The 20,174-nt window shown below is 56.7% G+C and carries 17 protein-coding genes; 4 read left to right on the top strand and 13 right to left on the bottom strand.

Going from position 1 to position 20,174, the window contains the following annotated elements:
- Positions 1 to 46: 46 nt before the first annotated feature.
- The 4 genes from nrdE to B0G52_RS23215 form a co-directional block, all read right to left on the bottom strand.
- A complete protein-coding gene (nrdE, locus tag B0G52_RS23230; protein WP_094047787.1) occupies positions 47 to 2,131 on the bottom strand; it encodes a class 1b ribonucleoside-diphosphate reductase subunit alpha in 2,085 nt (694 codons plus the stop codon).
- On the bottom strand, positions 2,118 to 2,477 hold the full coding sequence (nrdI, locus tag B0G52_RS23225; protein ID WP_094047786.1) for a class Ib ribonucleoside-diphosphate reductase assembly flavoprotein NrdI: 360 nt from the start codon (positions 2,475 to 2,477) through the stop codon (positions 2,118 to 2,120). The genes nrdE and nrdI overlap by 14 nt, the downstream gene beginning before the upstream one ends.
- Before the next feature lie 192 nt (positions 2,478 to 2,669).
- Positions 2,670 to 4,487: a putative bifunctional diguanylate cyclase/phosphodiesterase gene (locus tag B0G52_RS23220; RefSeq protein WP_233162953.1), complete on the bottom strand. Its 1,818-nt coding sequence runs from the start codon at positions 4,485 to 4,487 to the stop codon at positions 2,670 to 2,672.
- Positions 4,488 to 4,578: 91 nt separating this feature from the next.
- Positions 4,579 to 4,953 carry a DUF423 domain-containing protein gene (locus B0G52_RS23215; RefSeq protein ID WP_094047784.1) on the bottom strand — a complete coding sequence of 125 codons (375 nt, stop codon included), beginning with the start codon at positions 4,951 to 4,953 and terminating at the stop codon, positions 4,579 to 4,581.
- A 71-nt stretch (positions 4,954 to 5,024) separates the two neighbouring features.
- On the opposite strand from B0G52_RS23215, the gene B0G52_RS23210 reads away from it, so the two are divergent.
- Positions 5,025 to 5,474, top strand: a complete 450-nt coding sequence (locus B0G52_RS23210) for a hypothetical protein (RefSeq protein WP_094047783.1) — start codon at positions 5,025 to 5,027, stop codon at positions 5,472 to 5,474.
- A 558-nt stretch (positions 5,475 to 6,032) separates the two neighbouring features.
- A complete protein-coding gene (locus tag B0G52_RS23205) occupies positions 6,033 to 6,689 on the top strand; it encodes a transposase (RefSeq protein ID WP_094047782.1) in 657 nt (218 codons plus the stop codon).
- 272 nt (positions 6,690 to 6,961) lie between these two features.
- Here the strand turns inward: B0G52_RS23205 and B0G52_RS23195 are convergent, their stop codons facing one another.
- Together B0G52_RS23195 and B0G52_RS23190 are read right to left on the bottom strand one after the other, a co-directional pair.
- On the bottom strand, positions 6,962 to 10,054 hold the full coding sequence (locus tag B0G52_RS23195) for an AAA family ATPase (protein ID WP_094047780.1): 3,093 nt from the start codon (positions 10,052 to 10,054) through the stop codon (positions 6,962 to 6,964).
- Entirely contained in the window at positions 10,051 to 11,217 is a 1,167-nt protein-coding gene (locus B0G52_RS23190; RefSeq protein WP_094047779.1) for an exonuclease SbcCD subunit D, read from the bottom strand. Before B0G52_RS23190 ends, B0G52_RS23195 begins: the two co-directional genes overlap by 4 nt.
- Before the next feature lie 132 nt (positions 11,218 to 11,349).
- On the opposite strand from B0G52_RS23190, the gene B0G52_RS35975 reads away from it, so the two are divergent.
- Positions 11,350 to 12,504: an SEC-C metal-binding domain-containing protein gene (locus tag B0G52_RS35975; protein WP_094047778.1), complete on the top strand. Its 1,155-nt coding sequence runs from the start codon at positions 11,350 to 11,352 to the stop codon at positions 12,502 to 12,504.
- Positions 12,505 to 12,558: 54 nt separating this feature from the next.
- Here the strand turns inward: B0G52_RS35975 and B0G52_RS23180 are convergent, their stop codons facing one another.
- On the bottom strand, positions 12,559 to 12,738 hold the full coding sequence (locus B0G52_RS23180) for a hypothetical protein (protein WP_198960710.1): 180 nt from the start codon (positions 12,736 to 12,738) through the stop codon (positions 12,559 to 12,561).
- 228 nt (positions 12,739 to 12,966) lie between these two features.
- On the opposite strand from B0G52_RS23180, the gene yhbH reads away from it, so the two are divergent.
- Positions 12,967 to 14,112 carry a sporulation protein YhbH gene (gene yhbH, locus B0G52_RS23175; RefSeq protein ID WP_094047777.1) on the top strand — a complete coding sequence of 382 codons (1,146 nt, stop codon included), beginning with the start codon at positions 12,967 to 12,969 and terminating at the stop codon, positions 14,110 to 14,112.
- 79 nt (positions 14,113 to 14,191) lie between these two features.
- Here yhbH and B0G52_RS23170 read toward each other — a convergent pair whose 3' ends face one another.
- From B0G52_RS23170 to B0G52_RS23145, 6 genes are all read right to left on the bottom strand, one after another.
- Positions 14,192 to 14,485, bottom strand: coding sequence for a hypothetical protein (locus tag B0G52_RS23170; protein WP_094047776.1), 294 nt, complete (start codon positions 14,483 to 14,485; stop codon positions 14,192 to 14,194).
- Positions 14,486 to 14,927: 442 nt separating this feature from the next.
- Positions 14,928 to 16,265, bottom strand: coding sequence for an FAD-dependent oxidoreductase (locus B0G52_RS23165; RefSeq protein WP_198960709.1), 1,338 nt, complete (start codon positions 16,263 to 16,265; stop codon positions 14,928 to 14,930).
- Positions 16,266 to 16,287: 22 nt separating this feature from the next.
- Entirely contained in the window at positions 16,288 to 17,148 is an 861-nt protein-coding gene (locus B0G52_RS23160) for a carbohydrate ABC transporter permease (protein ID WP_094047775.1), read from the bottom strand.
- Positions 17,132 to 18,046: a carbohydrate ABC transporter permease gene (locus B0G52_RS23155; RefSeq protein ID WP_094047774.1), complete on the bottom strand. Its 915-nt coding sequence runs from the start codon at positions 18,044 to 18,046 to the stop codon at positions 17,132 to 17,134. Before B0G52_RS23155 ends, B0G52_RS23160 begins: the two co-directional genes overlap by 17 nt.
- A gap of 12 nt (positions 18,047 to 18,058) precedes the next feature.
- Positions 18,059 to 18,751: a hypothetical protein gene (locus tag B0G52_RS23150; protein ID WP_094047773.1), complete on the bottom strand. Its 693-nt coding sequence runs from the start codon at positions 18,749 to 18,751 to the stop codon at positions 18,059 to 18,061.
- Between the two features lie 67 nt (positions 18,752 to 18,818).
- Entirely contained in the window at positions 18,819 to 20,135 is a 1,317-nt protein-coding gene (locus B0G52_RS23145) for an ABC transporter substrate-binding protein (RefSeq protein ID WP_094047772.1), read from the bottom strand.
- Positions 20,136 to 20,174: the final 39 nt, after the last annotated feature.

Below are 20,174 nucleotides of genomic sequence, written 5' to 3'. Positions count from 1 at the left end.
GTCCTCCTGATTGCTGGCGGCTCAGGCGCTCGCCTCGTCCCTTCTCTTACACCGAGCAGGTGATGCACTCTTCCACCGACAGGCGGTTTGTACGCGTATAATAGAGAGATTTCAGGCCTTTCTTGGCCGCGTAGACGTAATAACGGGACAGCTGGCGCGTCGTCACGTCGCTGTTCACGTGCAGGACGGTCGAGATGCCTTGGTCCACGTGAGGCTGGATCTCGGCGATCAGGTCGATGACCTTGAACTGATCCATTTGGTAAGCCGATTTATAGAAGAAAATGTTGTCCTTGCTCAAGAACGGCATCGGATAATACGTCGTCGAGTTCGCGTAAGTACGGGTCTCGATCGGTTCAACGATCGGCATAACGCTCGAAGTCGCGTTCTGGATGTACGAGATGCTCTGCGTGGGCGCGATCGCCAGACGGTAAGCATGGTACAGCCCGTGCTCGGCGACGTCGGCTTTCAGGTTCGCCCAGTCTGCGGGCGACGGCACGTCGATGCCGGCGAACAACGTCTTCACGCGTTCCGTCTGCGGACGGTAGTCGATCTCCAAGTAGCGATCGAAATATGTACCTTTGGCGTATTCGGAACGCTCGAAGCCGTGGAAAGTGACGCCCGTGTCCCTGGCGATCTCCATGCTCTTCTCGATGGAATGGAAGTTCATCATCATGAAGAACGTGCGAACGAAGTCGCGCGCTTCCTTGCTCTCGTAAGCGATCTTGTTCTTCGCCAGATAGCCGTGCAGGTTCATCGCGCCGAGCCCGACGGAGTGCAGCTCTGCGTTCGCCTTGGCGACGCCGGGAGCGTTGGAGACCGTCGTCATGTCGCTGACCGCCGTCAGGCCGACGATGCCCTCGTGCACCGATTCCTTGATTTTGCGCGTGTCCATCACATTGGCGATGTTCAAGGAAGCGAGGTTGCAGCTAATGTCTCTGCGGATCGTATCCGGCTCGAAATAATCGCCGATCTCCGAAGTTTCCTGCAGTTGGAAAATTTCCGTGCACAGGTTCGACATCTTGATGCCGCCGAGATCCTTAAGCGCATGTGCGCGGTTGGCGTTGGATTTGTTCATGATGTACGGATAACCGGACTCGAGCTGCGTCGTGGCGATCTTCACGAGCATGTCGCGCGCGCTCATGACCGCTTTTTTCTTCACGCGCTCGTCGGCGAGCAGCGTCTCGTACATCTCGTCCATGTCCATGTCGTCCAGGTGTTGGCCGTAGTGCTTGAACACCGTATATGGCGCGAAAACGTGCAGCGTCTCGTTCTTCTCAGCGAGTTGATAGAATTTGTCCGGCACGATCAGGCCGATCGACAGCGTCTTGAGGCGGGTTTTCTCGTCCGCGTTGATCTTCTTGCTGTCGAGGAACTCGATAACGTCCCATCCGAAAATGTTGTAGTAGCCTGCGCCCGAGCCTTTGCGCTGACCCATCTGGTCGGCATAGGAGAAGGCGTCCTCCATCAGCTTCAACACGGGCATGATGCCCTTCGCCGCGCCTTCTACGCCCTTGATCGACTCGCCGCGTCCGCGGATCTTCGACAGGTTTACCGCCACGCCCCCGCCGATCTTGGACAGCTGCATGCAAGTTCCGATCACGTAGTTGATCGAATTGAGGGAGTCGTCCATCTCGAGCAAGAAGCAGGACACCATCTCCCCGCGACGGCTCTTGCCCGCGTTCAGGAACGTCGGCGTAGCCGGCTGCAAGCGCTGCTCCATCATGGAAGCCGCCAAGGCACGGGCCACTTGGAAGTCCCCTCTGGCCAAATGCAGCGCCACGATCGACACCCGATCGGGGAAGTGCTCAAGATATCGCGTCTTGTCGTCTGTCTTGACGGCATAGTCGGTATAGAACTTGGAGGCGGCCATATAGGATTTGAATTGGAAGCGGTACGCGTGGGTCAATTCGTAGATTTGATCGACTTCCTCTTCGGAGTAGCGTTCGTAGACGTCTTCGTAGTAGTTGTTATCCAGCATGTAGCGAACCTTCTCGCGGTGGCTGGCGAATTTTACGCTTTTGCGGTAGACGTCCTCCATGAACTCGGCGACGGCTTCGCGATCTTTGTCCAATTGGAAGAACCCTTCCGTATCTCTTTGCATCAATAAGTTGTTCAGTTCAATATGACGCAACTGCGCGCACCTCCTGTACGAATCTCTCAACGTCCTTCGTCGTGCCGGACAACTCGAACTTGCTGATGACGGGCACCCCGTACATCTCCGCGATGCGATCCGCGCTCAGCGCGAATCCGTCCCCCCAATTGCGGTTGCCGCTGGCGGATACCCCGCACAGCTTCCGATGGTTCTTCTTCAAGAACGAAGCGACCCTCTCCGGTACTTGACCGAAACCCGTCGTATACGTAATGAGAACGAAGGGCTGATCCAGATCCATGGATTCCTCGATTTGAACCGAAGGAAGCTTTAATTTCTCTACGAACCTCCGTACGTTACCTGTCTTGGAATCATAGGCGATCAGCATGCCATTCATTCTCCTTTCTTTGACCTCAACACAATATGTATAGCGACAACATCCAATTTATATCAAGATATTGTGGGTGTCAAGGTGAAAGATGACCTATTGACAAATGCCGAATGATTGCTATTTTATGCACAAAAAAAAGAAAAGGATCGCCGAAGCGACCCTCTTCCGCTCTTCGCAAGGGAGAGATGTCTAGTGATAATTGGGCAGCGCGGGACGGTTGAGTTTCTCCAGCAGCAGATCTTGCGCGCCCGAGCTGGACAGCGGAGGACTGCCGAAATAACCCTGCATTTCGTCGCAGCGGTGAGAGCGCAGAAAATGAACTTGGTCCTTCGTCTCGACCCCTTCGGCAATGACCTGCATCTGCAAGTTATGCGCCATCGAGATGATGGCCGCGACGATCGCCGCGTCTCCCGGGTCCTGCTCGATGTCCCTGACGAAGGAACGATCGATTTTCAGGCGGGCGATCGGCAGATTTTTCAGATAATGAAACGAACTGTACCCCGTCCCGAAGTCGTCGATACTGATATTGACCCCCAGATCGGTCAGCTCTTTCAAATATTGCGAGGCTCGTTCGACGTCCATCGTCATGCTCTCCGTAATCTCGAGCTCCAAATAACGGGGGTGGAGACCGGTCTGACGCAAAATTTCGGAAATTTTGCCCGTCAAATTCCGCTGAGAGAACTGCCGAAACGACAAATTGACCGATACGGGGATATTAAGCAATCCCTCGTCCTGCCAAGCCTTGTTCTGCCTGCAAGCCTCTTCGATCACCCATTCGCCGAGCGGCACGATCAGACCGCTCTCCTCCGCCGCGGGAATGAACTCCCCGGGGGAGACAAGCCCGCGTTCGGGATGCTGCCATCGGACGAGCGCTTCCATGCCGACGATCTGGCCGGAAGCCAGATCGTACTGGGGCTGATAGTGCAGCACGAATTCCTTGTTCTTCAGCGCCCTGTGCATTTCGTGCTGGATGGTCAGCTTCTCGATCGCGATATGATCCATGTCGCCGGAATGCAGCAAATAGTCGTTCTTGCCGTTGACCTTCACGCGATGCAGTGCGGCGTCGGCGCGCTTCAGCATCGTGGCGGCGTCGTCCGAGCCGTCCGGACTGACGGAGACGCCGATGCTGACCGTCACGTGAACCGGCACGCCGTTCAATTCGAACGGCTCCTTCATGACGGATATCAGGGCGTTCACACGTCTGGATATGTCGTCCGCGTTTTCCAGCGACTCCAAACAAGCCGCGAACTCGTCCCCTTCCATGCGCGCGAGATCTCCCGGCACGGACAGACTGCGGCTGAGCCGCTCGGCGATCTGCAGCAGCAGCATGTCGCCGAAATCGCGTCCGAACGACGCGTTGATCAGCTTGAAATGGTCCACGTCGATATAGCAGACGGCAAGAGGCCTCCCGCTTTCCTTGGCCGACAGGAGCCTCTCTTCAAGGCGATTCATAAAAAACTGCCTGTTCGGCAGCCCCGTCATGTCGTCGTAATAGGCCATATAGCGTATGCGCTCGAGCGAGCGCTTGCGGTCGCTGATATCTTCGATGAATACGAGAATGCCGATCGTCCTGTTCCTTCTGACCAGCGGCGAAGTATGAATGTTCAGATCAATCGCGTGTCCTTGCTTATGTATGACCTTGATTTCCCTGGAGCAGGTTTCCCCTTGAAGCGTCCGTTGGAAAACAAGCCTTGTCTGCTCCCTGGATTCGTCGGCCAGCATCGTCTCGAACGAAATGCCGTTCAATTCCTCTTTGCCGTATCCGACCATATCGGACGGATCGCGGTTAATGTCCATGAATCGCCCATGCCGGTCGATCACCGCGAAAGCGATCGGGCTGTGCGTGTAAAGCGAATTCAACAATTCCCATTGATAAACAGGACCCGACTGCTCGGTCCGATAACGTTTGCGCGAGAATATCCAGCCTAATGAAGCGGCGCTTGCGGTCAGTGCTGCAATGCCGGCGATACCCGCCAGCCAAAGTCCGTCGTTGGACCATCCGTTCACGAGGCTACGTCCTTCCTCCGCCATGGGTGACTACTCTAGGATAATACATCTATTATAGATCAAATGGCGTAGATGTGTAGCCCATAATTTTCTATTTCTTGTCCTTTCGGGCGGCCAAAGCGATGCAGATCCAGCCTGCGATGAACGCAACGCCCCCGAGCGGCGTAATGGCTCCGAGAATTTTAACCCCGCTGAAAGCCAGGACGTACAGGCTCCCGGAAAACAGGATGATTCCGATGATATGCAGCCTCGCGGCCCAGATCGCCAGCTTCGGCGAAGGAAGCCGATCCATCAGAAGAGCGATGAGCAGAATGCCGACGGAGTGGAACATGTGATATTGAACGCCGGTATCGTAGACGTCCAGCGCGTCCGCCGTGAGCCGATCTTCCAAAATGTGGGCTCCGAATGCTCCGAGAACGACAGAAAGCATAGCCGCAAGGGCACCAATTTTTGTATACTTATTCATGCGGGGTTTATCCTCCTTGGAATTTGGACAGCATTTCAACATCTATCATATCCTGAATGAGGTGTAAAGTCATGAACGAACCGTTCGAAAAGGATGAACAATTTGCGAACCGCGGCGCCCTCTCACAGATTGACGGCCAGCCGCCCCAACCGCTCAAGCACAGCGGCCTGGGCATCGCGTCCTTCGTGCTGTCGCTTGTCGGCATCGTCTCCTTCGTCATATTGACGATTGCCCTGATCTCCCTGTTCTTCCAGACCATCGACATTACGCAGATCGTGGACGACAACGGCAACCGCTTGATGTCCGACGAAGAAATCGTGGACAAAATCCAGCCCTACGTCGGCTACCTGGTCTTCTACCCATTGCTGATCCTGGTCATCCTCGTCGGGCTCATCCTCGGCATCGTCGCCCTGGCACGCCCCGGCTACAAGAAAGTGTTCGCGATCCTCGGGACCGTCTTCAATGGCCTCCCCCTCCTGTTCATCGCGCTGCTCTTCCTGATCGGCCTCGCCGGCCTATAGCCGCTCGGACTGTTCTGACCAGACCGGACTATCCCAGCACAGACTCTTAACTCGAACGACGGAACATGCGATTCCGCCCTCCATTCACAGGCATTCTCTCCTGCGAGAATGCCTGTGCCCCTCTTTCCTCTTTCCTCTTTCCTCTTTCCTCTTTCCTCTTTCCTTCTTCCCGCTGCTTTCTCTCCGCCTACGACGTTGTATCTCATTTTGACCCAACCTGAGTCAATTGCAGATCCCGGTCCCTGCACCTCTCGCCCAAAACCCTGCTCTACGACTCCCCCCCTCTCACCTAACTCTCCTGCCGTTGTGTATCTCGTTTTCGTCCAACTTGAGCCAATTGCAAATCCGTCCCTGCGACTCTCGTTCTCCCCCCCTCTGTCATTTACTCAGGGAACTCGAAATAGACACACAAAACCGTCTCAATATCCAGAAAAATCCATAAAAATGCCACGGTTGATCATTTTATAGCAGGTTTTCATTGACATAAGAACATACGCTTGGTAAAATCTAGATGAGAACAAACGTTCGTTTTTTTTTGGAGGGAGGACGTTTCATTTGATGTCGATTCGCAGGTTCATGGCCCGCTTTTCGGATGAGCAGGCTTGCCGGGATTTCCTGTTCGCCGTCCGCTGGCCGCGAGGGTTCATTTGCACCAAGTGCGGCGATATGCGGTACTGCCTGATCAAGACGCGGAACGTATACGAATGTGCCAATTGCAAGACGCAAACGTCTCTCACCTCCAATACGCTGATGCACCGCACGAGGCTGCCGCTTCGCTACTGGATGGTGGCATTTTATTGGGTTGCTTCCGGCCGCCGCTGTTCGGCGCGCAAGCTTGCTAATACACTTAAACTTCAGTACCGCTCCGCTGAGCGGTTGATTCATAAAATCAGATTAGCTATGCACAAATCGGAATCCGGCCCGCTTTTCGATTTCTGGAACCGAGAAAAACGATCGGCCCAGCAGCCGATCGTCAGACGCGCGATGCAGTTAATGTTCAGAAGGGCCCGTTCCTTCGTCCGCAAATATTACGGCCGCGTTCCTAGATGGAGTCGACCGTACTATTATTGTGAATACCGCTTTCGCAGCAACAACGCCCATCATCCCTCGGAGGCGTTGTTAAAGCTGATTACATCCACCTGCACGACCATCTACACGCTGAACGAGTATGGAAGGCTTCGCGAGCCCCGAGGTCCGAGCCTCGCTTCCGAATAATGCGGAACGAGATACGGAGTGGGATGTGGATCGAGATGCAGAGCGAGATACGGAACGGGATGCGAAACGGGATGTGGATCGAGATGCAGAGCGAGATACGGAACGGGATACGGAACGGGATGCGAAACGGGATGTGGATCGAGATGCAGAGCGAGATACAGAGCGAGATACGGAACGGGATGCGAAACGAGACGTGGAACAGATACGGAACCGAATTCGGCTCCGCGTCCTGTTCCGTATCCGCCTCGCTGCAGGCTTAGCTTCGACGTGAACTACTTAACGATAAACTTCGTACGACTGTGGCCTTCCTTGGTCTTGCTGACTTCAAGGACTGCCGGGAATGCCATCTTCAGTTCCTGCACGTGCGAGATGACGCCGATCATGCGGCCGGATCGCTGAAGGTCGACGAGCGTCGCGATCGCCTTGTTCAGCGAGTCCTCGTCCAGCGAGCCGAAGCCTTCATCGATGAACATCATTTCGATCGACACGCCCCCCTGGTAAGCCTGGATGACGTCGGTCATTCCGAGGGCGAGGCAGAGCGAGGCGTTGAACTTCTCTCCGCCGGACATCGACTTAACGTCGCGATTCAGTCCGGTATAGGCGTCGTACACGTCAAGTCCGAGTCCGCTCTGCTTGCCGCGCGATTCCAGCCTGTCGCTGCGCTCCAATCTGAATTGTCCGTTGGACAAGTCAGTCAATCGAACGTTGGCCGCGTGCAGAATTTGTTCAAGAAACTCGATCAGAATATAGCGTTCGAACGAAATTTTCAGCGGATTATCGCCCTTGAGCATCTGATAAATATCCGTCACCCGCTGCTGTTGCTGTTCCAGGTCGCGGAATCGAGCCTCGGCTTCGGAGATCGCGGCCAGCAGCCTCCGGGCTTCGCGTTCGTGCCCGCCGACGGCATGCAGTTCGGCGACAATCCGCTCCAGTTGACCCTTCAATTCGTCCATCGCCGCTTGAAGCGATGCCGTGTCCGGGCGAATCTTGCCGCTCAGATCGCGCTCCAGTTCGGCGATTTGCTGAATCAAGGTCGTCACTTGAAGCCTGAATTGCTCGATCAGGGCGGCTAGACGCTGGCGGTCGGGCTCGGACATTTTGGCGGCGCGATACTTCTCCGCCGTATCGAAGCCGACGTTGGCCAGTTGCTCGGCGAAGCGCTCTTCGGCTTGTTTGCGCTGTTGCTCAGCTTCCTGCCGCTGGCTGGTCGCTTGGGCAACATTGGTTTTCTCCTCCACGAGCTTCGCCTGCGTGTTCTGCAGTCGGCGCTGCGCCTCCAGCCAAGAGGCGTTCAACCGCTCAACAAGAGCGGACTGCTCGCGATAGCGGGCAGCGAGCTTGTCCAGGGAGCGCAACGGCTCGGGCACGCGGCCCAGCTCGCTCTCCAAGACGGACTGCTTGGCGCTTCTGTCCACCGACAGACGGTGCTGTTCGGCCAGCAGCTGTTCGCGCTCAGCTTGCAGCCGCTCAAGCTGAGCCTCCAGCTTCTCGGCTTCCTGTCGGCGTCCTTGAACGGCCTCGGCCTGCTGCTTTAAGCGATCGGTTTCTTGGCGCACGCTCTTGCCTTCCGCTTCGGCGCGGGCCAACTGCTCGCCCAGCGGCTCGTCGGTGATGCCGTATTCGGCGATCAGCTCCGCCCGACCGGAACGACCGGCGCCGGCCGCGGCCGCCTGCGCCCGGGCTTCGCCCAATTCGCGCTCGACGGCGCGAAGCTGCTCCTTCGCCTCCTGCAGTTGTACGCGCGTCGGAACGCTTGAGGCCGGGACGGCTTTGGCCGGATGAGACTCGCTTCCGCAGACCGGGCACGGTTTGCCGTCGTGAAGATGCACGGCCAACAATCCCGCCTGCCCCTCCAGCCACAGCGTCTCCGCGCGATCATGGTCTTCCTTGAGCCCGGAGGCTGAGCGTTGCAGCTCCTCTTCAAGCTTGGACCAGCTCTCCAGCCGCTTATCCAGCTCGTCCAATTCCTTCAGCAGCTTGTACTTGCTTCTCAGCCGTTCATAGCGTTCCAGAGCTTCCGGCAGCTTGGCCGATTCCGTCTCCGCCAGCTTTAAGCCGTCGGCGACGGCTCGGCGTTCTTCGCGCAGCGTCTCGAGCTGACGTTCCGCCGCATCCCGCCGCTCGGTCACCGCCTTCTCCTGCGCGGCCAATCGCTCCACCTCAAGCCGGCGCTCGTCGAGCGTCTGCACGACCGGCTTCAGCTCGGCCAAGCGCGTCTGCTCGCGTTCCGCCTCCTTGCGCTCCTCGCCCCGAGCCTCCTCGCTACGGTAGCTCCGCTCCGCTTCGGCATGCGCGCGCTCGGCTTCCGCCGCATCCCGCAGCTTGCGCTCAAGCGCGCCGCGCTTCTGCTCGTCCTGGCGCGCCGCCTCCAGCGCCTGCTCCTCGTACGGCAGCAGCCGCGACGCTTGCTCGGCCAGCTTCAGCAGCCGCTCGCTCTCGTCCGCCTCGGCTTTGCGCTCCTCGAGCCGTCCGAGCTGCTCGCGCTTCTCCGCAAGCTGCGCGAACTTCGCCTCCAGCGCCAGCGCCTCGCGCAAAGCCGACTCGCTCGCTTGCAGCCGCGCTTCCAGCTCGGCTTTGCCGCGGCCGATCTCCTCGGCAAGCGCTTCGTAATAGGCGATTTCCTGCGCCAATCCATCCGACACTTGCGCCATACTGCTGTATTCCTGAAGCAGCGTCGCCGCAAGCGTGCTTCCCTCCCGCTGCGGCAGCGATTGCTGCGCCTGCTTGGCGTACACGTCCTGCATCGCCTTCGCCTGCTTAAGCGCCTCCTGCAGCTCGCGATTTTGCCGCTGGAACCGGTCCTCGATCTTCTGATACAGCCCCGTCCGGAAAATCCGCCGCAAAATCTCTTCCTTGTTTTCCGTATCGGAAGTAAGCAGCTTGCGGAATTCCCCCTGCGGCAGCATGACGATCTGTCCGAACTGCTCCCGGGTGAGGCCGAGCAGCGCTTCGATCTTGGCGTTCACGTCCGAGACGGTGAAGCGATCGACGCTGGGGATCTCTTCGCCCCCGGTCGTCTCGTACAGCTCCGCCTTGCCTCCAGTCTCGCTCTTGTTCGTGCCCCGGCGATGGGGCATCTGCCGGAATACGCGGTATGTCCGCGCGCCGACCGCAAAATGATAATCCACCGACGTATGAACGTCGTCATCCGCGAAATGGCTCCGCAGCATCCGCGGCTCCGCGCGGTCCTCTCCGCTGGCGCTGCCGTACAGCGCGAAGCAGATCGCATCGAAGATCGTCGTCTTGCCCGCTCCGGTATTTCCTGAGATGACGAACAGTCTCCGGTCCCCGAGCGCCTCGAAATCAATCGTTTCCTCGTCCCGGTAAGGGCCGAACGCCGTCATGCTGATTCGAATCGGCTTCATCCCGCTCCCCCTTCCTCGCGCAAGACGGCCGCGTACGCTTCCGCGAACAACTCCTGCTTGTCCGGAGTCAGCGGCATGCCTTTCACTTCCTGATAGAACGCCGCGAACAGCGCGACCGGGTCGGCTTCCCTTCTGGCCGTTCTGCCAGCCGCCGCTTCCGCGCCTTCCGCAGCGACGGAAGATACCGTCCTGCGTTCGACGTGCAGCGCGTTCGGATATACGGCGCGAACTTTCTCCATCGGGAACAGCACCGGATTGTCGTTCAGCAGCGTCACGAACACGTAATCGTCGCATACCGGATGCCGCTCGAGCTCCTCGATCGGCGCGGCAATGCGTCGCATGTCGCGGCGGGGCTTCAGCTCCCTTTTCTCCACCGATACGTTCCCTGCCTCGTCGAGCTCGACGATGAAGAAGCCTTTGCGATGATTCTCCTCGGAGATCGAATATTTCAGAGGAGAGCCGGCGTAGCGAATCCGCTCGTCGCCGACGTGGTGCGCCTGGTGCAGATGGCCAAGCGCCGCATAATGGAAGCCGAAGAAATATTCGGCGTGCACGTGCTCCGCTCCCCCGATCGCCAGCGGACGCTCGGACTGGCTCGTGTTTTCCTCCGGCCTTGCGCCCGGCGTCACGAACGCATGCCCGACGAACACGTGTCGCGCAGCGCGATCCATCTCCGCTTCGATCCTCCCTACAATCGCCTTCATCGCGTCGTCGTGCGTACGAATGCCGTCATCTCCGAGTATGTAACGAACCTGGGCCGGATCGGCGTAAGGCACGAGGTGGAAGTGAACTTCTCCGTCATCGTCCCGCAGCACGACCGGCTTGTGCTCGGCCTTGAGCTGGCCGACCAGGTGCAGCCCCCTCGCCTCCATAATGGCCGTACCGAACGACAACCTGTCCGGACTGTCGTGGTTGCCCGAGATCGCCAGCAGCGGCGTGTTCAGCCCGATGACGATGCGCTCGAACAGCTCGTCCAGCAGTTCGACGGCTTCTGTCGGCGGAATGGCCCGGTCGTACAAATCTCCGGCTACGATCACCGCGTCGGGTCTCTCTTCTTCTATCGTTGCTATTAATTGTTCCAGCACGTAACGCTGGTCGTCCGTCATGTAGACGCCCTGAACCAGCTTGCCCAGATGCCAGTCGGCGGTATGTATGAACTTCATGAAAGCAACCGTCCCTTCTTCTCTTATTTTCTTATTCTAATCTGTTGAATGCGCAATTGCAGTTCATTACCGACGTTTTCTGCTACAATAATTTATGGTAATCGCCATTTCCCCCAGAAAGGTTGTTGAAGCATGTTAGCCCCTAAACAAGTAAAGCCGTTCATCCTTCACGATGACGTTCGGGTCGCCAACTTCGCTACGGAGTACTTTGCTGATTCGTACTTGCTTGACGAAGAGCTGATGCCGTTATTTCTCCAGAGGTTAAGAAGAGTCAAGAAGGATGAAACCTATTATCTTCATCACGGCTATTCTTTTCCGCATACGCAGAAGACGATCGAGGAAGTGCTCGAGCTTCTGAATTCGACCGCGACCGACGCGCAAACCCAAATTCATCTATCGCTCACGTTAATGAATGCGGATGTCCCCCTACTGCTTGCCGTCATGCCGGAAATCTCTGCCTATTCGAACAACCTGGCCAAAGCGATCCAAGCGCGAATCGAGCTTGCGCAGTTCTCCGATAAACAGCTGATTCAGCAGTTTAACGAATTTATCGAGTCGACCGAAGGAAAATACTACAACGAGATCGATGTTCGGTACGGAGAAGAACTTGCCAAACTTTTAGCCGTGAGAGCTGCGATTGCGGAAGAAGAAGTGTTGGAGGCCCTTAAACCGAGCGAGAGTTATTCGCAGATTTTTTACGCCAAACTTGCAGGAGAGTTGAAGCTGGCTTCCGCTATTTCGTTTTTAATCGAAATGGCGGCTTTGGACGATGATGTGAGTCCGGACGTTGCCGTCAAAGCGTTGGTCAAAGTCGGAACGGACGAAGTCGTCCGGCAAGCCGCTCAACGTTTCGAAGCAGATTCGGAAGGGGATTACCGCCTATTCGCTTCGGATATTTTCGGCAAAATCAAACGGCCTTCGTCGGAACAAGCTTTATTCCGCCTTCTTGAGCAAGAAGACGATCTTACGATCGCGACCAAGCTGGCAGCCGGATTGTGCGAGCTGGGATCGACCGACGCGATTCCAATCGTGAGGAAACGGATCGACGACGGTTATGACTCGGGATATTTGGATCTGAGACAGTATTTGTACGTAAACTGCGTCATGAATGGAGTCGATTTGCCTGAGTTGGCCGAATGGGCGGCGGACTTCGACCGGGAAGCGGAGCGAATCAGACAGCTCAAACTCGGACTTCAAGCCTCGCAAGTTAAATCTACAAAAGTCGGACGCAACGACCCTTGCCATTGCGGAAGCGGTAAAAAATTTAAAAAGTGCTGCGGCGCTTAAACGAAGTTTTCAACAAGAGTAGGCGCTTGGCTTCACTTTCGCATATCCTTGAGGCTATTCGGCGCTCGTTGGATTAGCGGCATTTTTCTTCAACAATGCTCTCCTGGCGCTTTTCTCGAGCCGCTCTTCGTACATTTCGCGAATCCATTGCTTCACCGGGGCTTTCCAGAGCTGATTCGGAGCAGGTATGTTCTTAATCAAGCTCAACGGGTTAAGCCCCATCTCCTTAGCCATCCGAATTTCTTCGTCCTTCAATTTGCACCTGACTTCGCTTCTTTCCATAATTCATCTTTCTTCCCTCTGATCCCCACTTCTCTTCCACTCCATCTTAGTATTACTTGTTATTCTATCAAACGAGAAGACTGTTCACCACTTGTCCCGTCATTACGCACACATCGTTTGGCCGAACTTGAATATATTGAGTAATACATCCATTCACAACGAAGCGATAGGGGGTTGCCCATGAATCATCCCTCGTTTATTTTATCCCGGGAAGACTGGTCTCTGCATCGTAAAGGTTATCAGGATCAGGCGCGGCATCAGCAGAAAGTCCGGGAGGCGATCAAGCAGAACCTGCCCGATCTCGTCTCCGAAGAGAACATCGTCATGTCCGATGGGCGACAAATCATTAAAATTCCGATCCGCAGCCTGGACGAATACCGATTCGTCTTCAACACGAACAAGAAGAAGCATGTCGGACAAGGAAACGGAGACAGTCAAGTCGGAGACGTGCTGGGCGTCGATCCGAAGCCGGCCGGCGGCAAAGGGGAAGGCGCTGGCTCCGATCCGGGCGACGACGTCGTCGAAGCGGAAATCTCCATCGCCGAGCTGGAGTCGATGCTGTTCGAGGAGCTGGAGCTTCCTTATTTGAAGAAAAAAGACAAACAGCAGATTGAAGTCAAAGACGTGCGTTTTACCGACGTCAGGCGCAAAGGCATCATGTCCAACATCGACAAAAAGCGGACGATTCTCGAAAACCTGCGCCGCAACTCGCGGGATGGCCGCGCCGAGATCGGAGGCATCTCCCCCGACGATCTGCGCTTCAAGACGTGGGAGGAAATCGTTAAGCCGCAAAACAACGCGGTCATTCTGGCGATGATGGATACATCCGGATCGATGGGCTCGTTCGAGAAATATTGCGCGAGGTCGTTCTTCTTCTGGATGAGCAGGTTTTTAAGGCGGCAATATGAAAAAGTAGACATCGTCTTTATCGCCCATCATACGGAGGCGAAGGAAGTCACCGAAGAGGAGTTCTTCACCCGCGGCGAGAGCGGCGGCACGATCTGCTCATCCGCATACGTCAAGGCGCTGGAGATTATCGACAGCCGCTATCCTCCGTCGCTGTACAACATTTATCCGTTCCATTTCTCGGACGGGGATAACCTGACGAGCGACAACGAGCGGTGCGTGCGGCTGATCAAGGAGCTGTTGGAGCGGTCGAACATTTTCGGCTACGGGGAAGTGAATCAGTACAACCGGAGCAGCACGCTGATGTCGGCTTACAAGCATCTGGAGCACCAGCAATTTCTCTACTACGTCATCAAGGAAAAAGGTGAAATCTACAACGCTCTGAAGACGTTTTTCCGGAAACGGGAAGCGGTGGGGTGAAAAGCGAAAGCCCGTACTCCCTTTGGGAAATACGGGCTTTCTTGTAATGCGCGCAAATCCTCTCCTTAACGATTTCCTTTTACCAGAAAAAAACCTCGTGAATAAAACCCTTCTTTCCATAGAAGGTTACTGTCCCTGTAGCATTTGTTCCGGGTAGCTGCACAAGAAAACCATGCTTCTCTTCGAAAAACAATTTATTCCGAATCAAGGACGGGTCTTTTTGTTGAACATACACAGGAATTTGATTAATCGTCACGATTATCGTGTGGGGACTCACTTCCGCCTCTTGCGCCATGGAGTGACTAGGCAAAAAGAGACCTGCTATCAGCCCAAAAACAATCAAATAATTCCATTTTAATCTTAGTACACTCATTTTCAGGACTCCTTCGCTCTCCATTAGGACCATTTATATAGTATAAAATTTCGACAATTGGAATTATTTACCTTTCTAATTTTGTTCTATATTGTAAGTTTTTTTGAAAATCGATAATAAAGAATGTCGGGGATAACCTGACAAGCGACAACGAGCGGCGGGAGCCGCTTGCTGAACTTGTAAGATTGGAAGCCTTACAGCGTCATGAAGAAGGCTGCGACGTCGTCTCTGGCTTCAAAGAGCGCATACAAGCAGCAGGGAGCGACGAAGCCGCATTAATGAAGCTCTACAACGAACTAATGGAACAACTGCCCCAGCACGAAAAAAATCCCGCCGAGCGCATCGCTGCGCCTTGCGGGATTTGCCGTGTTCAGAGCGCTGCCGCGATCGCTGCGGCTCGTTCAACGATTTCAGAGCCATGCCGCCATGAATGCGGAGTCGCTCAAAGATACGCCTTATCTGCGATCAAAGCCTCGCGCAGCCGCGCAACATCCACTTCTCCCGGGGTCACGCCTCCGAGAGCCGCCAAAGCGGCGGCGGTGCCGGCGGCCTGCCCGGTCGCCATACAGCTTGGCGTAAGCCGCGTCGTGGCGAGCGCTTCGTGCGTCGTGGAGATGCATCTGCCCGCCGCCAGCAAATTGCGGGTGCCTTGCGGAACCAGGCAGCGGTACGGAATATCGTACGTACCGTCGCCCGCGATCCAGGAGGCGGTCACGCCTTTGCCCGACGGATCGTGGATGTCGATCGGATAACCGCTGCGGGCAATCGCATCCTCGAACTTCCGGCCGTCGACGACATCCTCTTTCGTCAGCGAATACAGGCCGACGATGCGCCGCGTCTCGCGAATGCCGATCTGCGTGCCTACGGCCGACACCGAAGCGCGCGCGAAGCCCGGCACGTCCTGCTTCAGAAACTCCGCCATCATCAGCACCTGCTTGCGCCCTTCCTCCTCGGCGCGGGTCAGATCCTCCACGTTCGTGCCGTCGAGCCCTTGCACCCTCGTGCAGTTGATCAGCACCTCGTCGTGCGCCGGACCGGTGAAGAACAGCACCTGATCGCGGTTGATCGGCACGCCGGACTCCTTCCACTGGGAATAGAAACCGCATACGCCCGTCAGCGGCAAATCCGGCAGCTCCGCGATCGGCGTCTTCTTGTAGAAATTGTCGGGATTCGCGATCATATACGCTTTGACCTGCTCCAGATCGACGCCGCGCATCCGGAACTTCATCGTCATCGGCTGCGATTGCAGGTCGCCGTCGCGCCCTTGCAGTGTCGGCGTACCGGATAAGTAAGCGACGTCCGCGTCTCCGCTCGCATCCACGAATACCCGTCCCGCCAGCTCGATTTTCCCGGACTTCGTCGTAATCCGCACCGAGCGGATCGTGCCATCCGCAGCGTCCACCTCGTCCACGAAGCTGTGAAGATACAGCTTTACGCCCGCTTCACGCAGCATGTCCATCGCCACGACCTGATAGATTTCGGGATGGTATGGCGTCACCGTATGCACGAATCCGACCGTATCCCGCAGATGGCCGGGAGAGCCTCCCTGCTCGATCAGGCGGTCGACAATCTCCTGCGCGATGCCCCGAATGACCTGCTCGCCACTGTCCGCATGGAACGTCATCCACGGATACACCATCGCCGCCGTGGACATCCCGCCGACGAATCCGTATCTCTCCGCAAGAATCGTCTTCGCTCCTTGCCGTCCCGCCGCGATTGCCGCGACTACCCCCGCAGGTCCTCCCCCGACGACGACAACGTCCGCCTCTATCTTTTTCATCAGCAAGCCACTCCCGTCTTCTCTATTCTTTTAACCCCGTCATCGCCACGCCCTGGATAAACTGCCGCTGCGCCAGGAAGAAGATAACCAGCAACGGCACCGTCGCCATCACCGTCGCGCTCATCAGATGATGCCATGCCGTCCCGACCTCGTCCGTAAACAGCGACAAGCCAAGCGGCAGCGTCATCAGACTGCGCGTATTGATAAAGATCAGCGGATCGAAAAATTCGTTCCAGTTGGTCACGAAAGTGAAAATCGTCAGCGTCGCCAGGCCCGGCTTCGCGATCGGCAGCATAATCTGGGCGTAAATCCGCAGCCGGCTGCATCCGTCGATCATCGCCGCTTCCTCCAGCTCCTTCGGAACCGTGATGAAAAACTGCCGCATGACGAAAATGCCGAATACCCCGCCCGCACCGAAAATCGGCAGCAAAATCAAGGGCAAATGCGTATCGATCCACCCGATCTCGCGCATGAACAAGAACATCGGGATCGCCGTCACCTCGTGCGGGATCATCATCGCGCTGAGCAGCACGAGGAACACGGCGTTCCTGCCCGTGAACGGAATTCTGGCGAAGGCGTAGCCGGCCAGAGAAGCGAACAGCACCGTCCCGCCCACGACGAGCGCGGCGATGTAGACGCTGTTGAAGTAGAACCATTCGAACGGGATCAGATCGAACACATCCGCGTAGTTTTGAAACCGGAAGGTCGTAGGAATGAGCTGCGGCGGGTACTTGAACACTTCCTGCGGCTCCTTGAAGGACGTCGAGATCATCCATAGAAAAGGAACCATCATCACGAGCGAGATCGCGCCAAGCGCCGCGTAGGTGCCCGCCGTGCCGAACGATTTGCGCCAGGAGCCTGCGCTCTTATGCGTCGCTTTCATTGAACACCCACCTCTTTCTAAGCTGCCACTGCACCAATGTCAGCACGAGCACGACGAAGAACAGGACGAAAGCGAGCGCCGAAGCGTAGCCGAGCTGGAACAGCTTAAATGCCTTCTCCCAAATGTAGTAGACGAGCACTTTCGTGCTGTTGCTGGGTCCGCCCTGCGTCATGACGAAAATTTGCCCGAACACCTTCAGCGATCCGATCACGGTCATGACGACCGTAAGGAAAATCGTCGGCGTAATCATCGGAAGCGTCACGTTGAAAAAGGACTTCGTCCGGCTCGCGCCGTCCAGCTTGGCCGCTTCGTACAGCGATGCGGGCACCTGCTGGAGCGCGGCGATGAACAGCACCATGTTCAGGCCGACGTTTTTCAGCACGCTCGTCACGATGACGGCCGGCATCGCCAGCTTCGTATCGTACAGCCAGGCAGGGCCTTGAATGTTCAAGGCGGTCAGAAGCTGGTTGATCAGTCCCGAGTCGGTCGCGAACATGTATTTCCACACGATCGACCAGACGATCAGCGAAGTCATGACCGGCACGAAGATCGCGGTGCGGAACAGCCCGATGCCCCGCATGCTTCTGGCCAGCAGCAGCGCGAGCAGGAGCGCCAGCACGATGTTCAGCGGCACGAGTCCGACCGTAAAATAGACCGTATTGCCAAGCACCTTCCAGAACAGAGAATCGTTCATAATGTGCTGATAGTTGTCGAGGCCGATATAGCGATGGCTGCCCAGCAGAGGCCAATCCGTGAAGCTCATGTACAGCGCCAGCCCCATCGGGAACAGCAGCAGCAGCGTAAAGCCGAGCACCATGGGAGAAATAAACAGCCATCCGGTAATTTGCGCTTCGCGGGCCAGCGGCCCCTTCATTCTCTTTTTTCTATTGTCGCTCATCGGTTCACCGCCTTAGTTCCATCTGTCGATCGCGTTGCGAATGTCGGCCACCGCTCTGCGCATCGTCTCCTCCGTCTTGCCGACGACGATCGCTCCCAGCATGATCGCCTTGATGCCGGTGTCGCCAAGCACGCGGACGTCGTCCGGCACGAGCTTGCGCTGCGAAGGCAGCAGAACCGGAATTCCCGCCTGCTCGACGATGCGCCGGTATTTCAGCACGTCCGCGAAGGTCAGCGGCGTCCCGTACTCGGCTCCGGGGACGGTCGAAGCTTCGACCGCAGCGAAGCCGTAATGGCTTGCCGAGGACAGCAGCGACAGATCGGAGTGCTCGTTCACCGCGAACGTCCGGTCCAGGCCGGTGCCGTGCAGCATGAAGGAAGGCAGATGATGCGCGTAGATCGAATAGAAGTCGAAGCCGAGCGGCGCGAGCCGCCGAATCTCTTCGGGTTTCGCCTCTTCGGCGCTTCCGGCCGGAACGATCCCGAGCGGTCCTTCGAACAGCCCCCGAATGTCGCGAAACGTCATCTCATACTCGTCAAGGTCCCCGAACCGATTGCCGCTCGCCCGATGCCCGACGTTCATGTGCACCTTGAGCCCGTCCGCGCCTTCCTCGAGCGCCGCGCGGGCCAATGCCGCGTCGTTGGCGGGCAGGCTGACGATCAGCGTCAGTTTCCGCGAATTCAGAATGTTTTGCAGTCTTGCCATAATCGTTCCTCCCGGCAAAAGGAAACGGTTCGACCCAGAATCTTCGAACCGTCGCCCCGTTCTCGAATTATTGCGCCTGCATGATGGCGTTCACTTCTTCGGCAATCTTCTTCAGGTTGTCCTCCGCCGGCGCCACCTTGCCGAACAGACGATCGAAGCCCTGGAGGATCGCGTTGTCGATGTTCTGCCAGCGGACGTGGCCCGGAAGAATGCGCGCCTTCGGCATCTCGTCGATAACCGCTTGAAGAATATGTTCCTTGCTCGGGTTGTTCGGCTGGTTAATGAATTCGTCGGAGTTCAGCACCGTCGTGCGCGGCGGCACGAAGTACGTCGAAGTCGCCTGGACGCCTTCCTGGCTCGCGAAGTACTTCAGCAGCTTCTTCGCTTCCTCCGGGTGCTTGCTGTCGTTGAACAGCGCGTAACCGGCCTGGCCGAGCATCGGCACGCTTCCTTGCGAGCCGGACGGCGTCGGCGCGATGCTCCATTCGAAATCTTTGATCTCCCTGGCTTTGGATACGTAGCTGTACACATCGAAGAACATGGCCACGTTGCCGGCGTCGAAGCTGACCTGCTCGCCCGCCTTCGGATGCGATTCGTCCGTGAACATCATCCGCTCGAGCATCTGGAACGTCTCCACCCCGTACTGGTCGTTCCAGGTGAATTCCGTAATCTCTTTATTGAACGGACCGCTGCCGTTGGACCAGGAGTAGGAGGACAGCGTCACCCAGTTCTTCCAGTCGCGGAAGAAGTTCGCCCCGTACACGCGGTTTTGCGCGTCCTTGCTGGCGATCGCTTGAGCGGACTTCTCGAACTCCGCCCAAGTCCATTTCCCTTCCTTGGCCAGCGTATTCGGATCGGTCAGGCCCGTCTTGTCGAACAGCGTCTTGTTGTAGAACATGACGACCGGCGGCGTGGAGAACGGCAGCCCGAGCAGCTTGTCGCCTTCGCGGAACAAATCGAGCGTGCTCGGAATGAAGTCGGCCAGATTAAATTCCGCGTCGTCCTTGAATTCCGATACGTCGGCAAGAATGCCGTTGTCCATAAATTGCGGCACCATCCGCTCCGCCACCCAAGCGATGTCCGGAAGCGATTTGCCCGCGGCCAGAACGGAAATTTTCTGCTGGTAGTCGGCGAACGGAACGGACTCCATCGTCACGCGGATGCCCGGATTTTCCTGATGGAAGCCGTCGATCAGTTTGTTGTACACGTCCATATGAGCCTGATTGCCCCACATCATGAACTTCAGTTCGACTTCTCCCTTTTGTCCCGAACCGTTGCTCGCTTCCGCGCCGGTTCCGGCGCTTCCGGAGGAGCCGGAATTGCTGCAGCCGATTGTAAACGCAACCATTAGCGTCAGCGGTATCGCCAGCTTTGCTTTTTTCATGTCCATCCCCCTAAGTAAGTAATGAATCGCCCTTCACCA

The organism is Cohnella sp. SGD-V74, assembly GCF_003001675.1.
In the GTDB taxonomy this organism is placed as follows: domain Bacteria; phylum Bacillota; class Bacilli; order Paenibacillales; family Paenibacillaceae; genus Cohnella.
The sequence above is the reverse complement of the archived record's forward strand: the minus strand, read 5'-3'. Positions and strand labels throughout refer to the sequence as shown.

What these genes read in the sequence shown, in the direction of transcription:
- yhbH (WP_094047777.1), top strand. Translation starts at nt 12,967, where the DNA reads ATGAATCATCCCTCGTTTATTTTATCCCGGGAAGACTGGTCTCTGCAT.
- B0G52_RS23215 (WP_094047784.1), bottom strand. Translation starts at nt 4,953, where the DNA reads ATGAATAAGTATACAAAAATTGGTGCCCTTGCGGCTATGCTTTCTGTC.
- B0G52_RS23210 (WP_094047783.1), top strand. Translation starts at nt 5,025, where the DNA reads ATGAACGAACCGTTCGAAAAGGATGAACAATTTGCGAACCGCGGCGCC.
- B0G52_RS23190 (WP_094047779.1), bottom strand. Translation starts at nt 11,217, where the DNA reads ATGAAGTTCATACATACCGCCGACTGGCATCTGGGCAAGCTGGTTCAG.
- B0G52_RS23195 (WP_094047780.1), bottom strand. Translation starts at nt 10,054, where the DNA reads ATGAAGCCGATTCGAATCAGCATGACGGCGTTCGGCCCTTACCGGGAC.
- B0G52_RS23160 (WP_094047775.1), bottom strand. Translation starts at nt 17,148, where the DNA reads ATGAAAGCGACGCATAAGAGCGCAGGCTCCTGGCGCAAATCGTTCGGC.
- B0G52_RS23170 (WP_094047776.1), bottom strand. Translation starts at nt 14,485, where the DNA reads ATGAGTGTACTAAGATTAAAATGGAATTATTTGATTGTTTTTGGGCTG.
- nrdI (WP_094047786.1), bottom strand. Translation starts at nt 2,477, where the DNA reads ATGCTGATCGCCTATGATTCCAAGACAGGTAACGTACGGAGGTTCGTA.
- B0G52_RS23155 (WP_094047774.1), bottom strand. Translation starts at nt 18,046, where the DNA reads ATGAGCGACAATAGAAAAAAGAGAATGAAGGGGCCGCTGGCCCGCGAA.
- B0G52_RS23150 (WP_094047773.1), bottom strand. Translation starts at nt 18,751, where the DNA reads ATGGCAAGACTGCAAAACATTCTGAATTCGCGGAAACTGACGCTGATC.
- B0G52_RS23205 (WP_094047782.1), top strand. Translation starts at nt 6,033, where the DNA reads ATGTCGATTCGCAGGTTCATGGCCCGCTTTTCGGATGAGCAGGCTTGC.
- B0G52_RS23145 (WP_094047772.1), bottom strand. Translation starts at nt 20,135, where the DNA reads ATGAAAAAAGCAAAGCTGGCGATACCGCTGACGCTAATGGTTGCGTTT.
- B0G52_RS35975 (WP_094047778.1), top strand. Translation starts at nt 11,350, where the DNA reads ATGTTAGCCCCTAAACAAGTAAAGCCGTTCATCCTTCACGATGACGTT.
- B0G52_RS23180 (WP_198960710.1), bottom strand. Translation starts at nt 12,738, where the DNA reads ATGGCTAAGGAGATGGGGCTTAACCCGTTGAGCTTGATTAAGAACATA.
- B0G52_RS23165 (WP_198960709.1), bottom strand. Translation starts at nt 16,265, where the DNA reads ATGAAAAAGATAGAGGCGGACGTTGTCGTCGTCGGGGGAGGACCTGCG.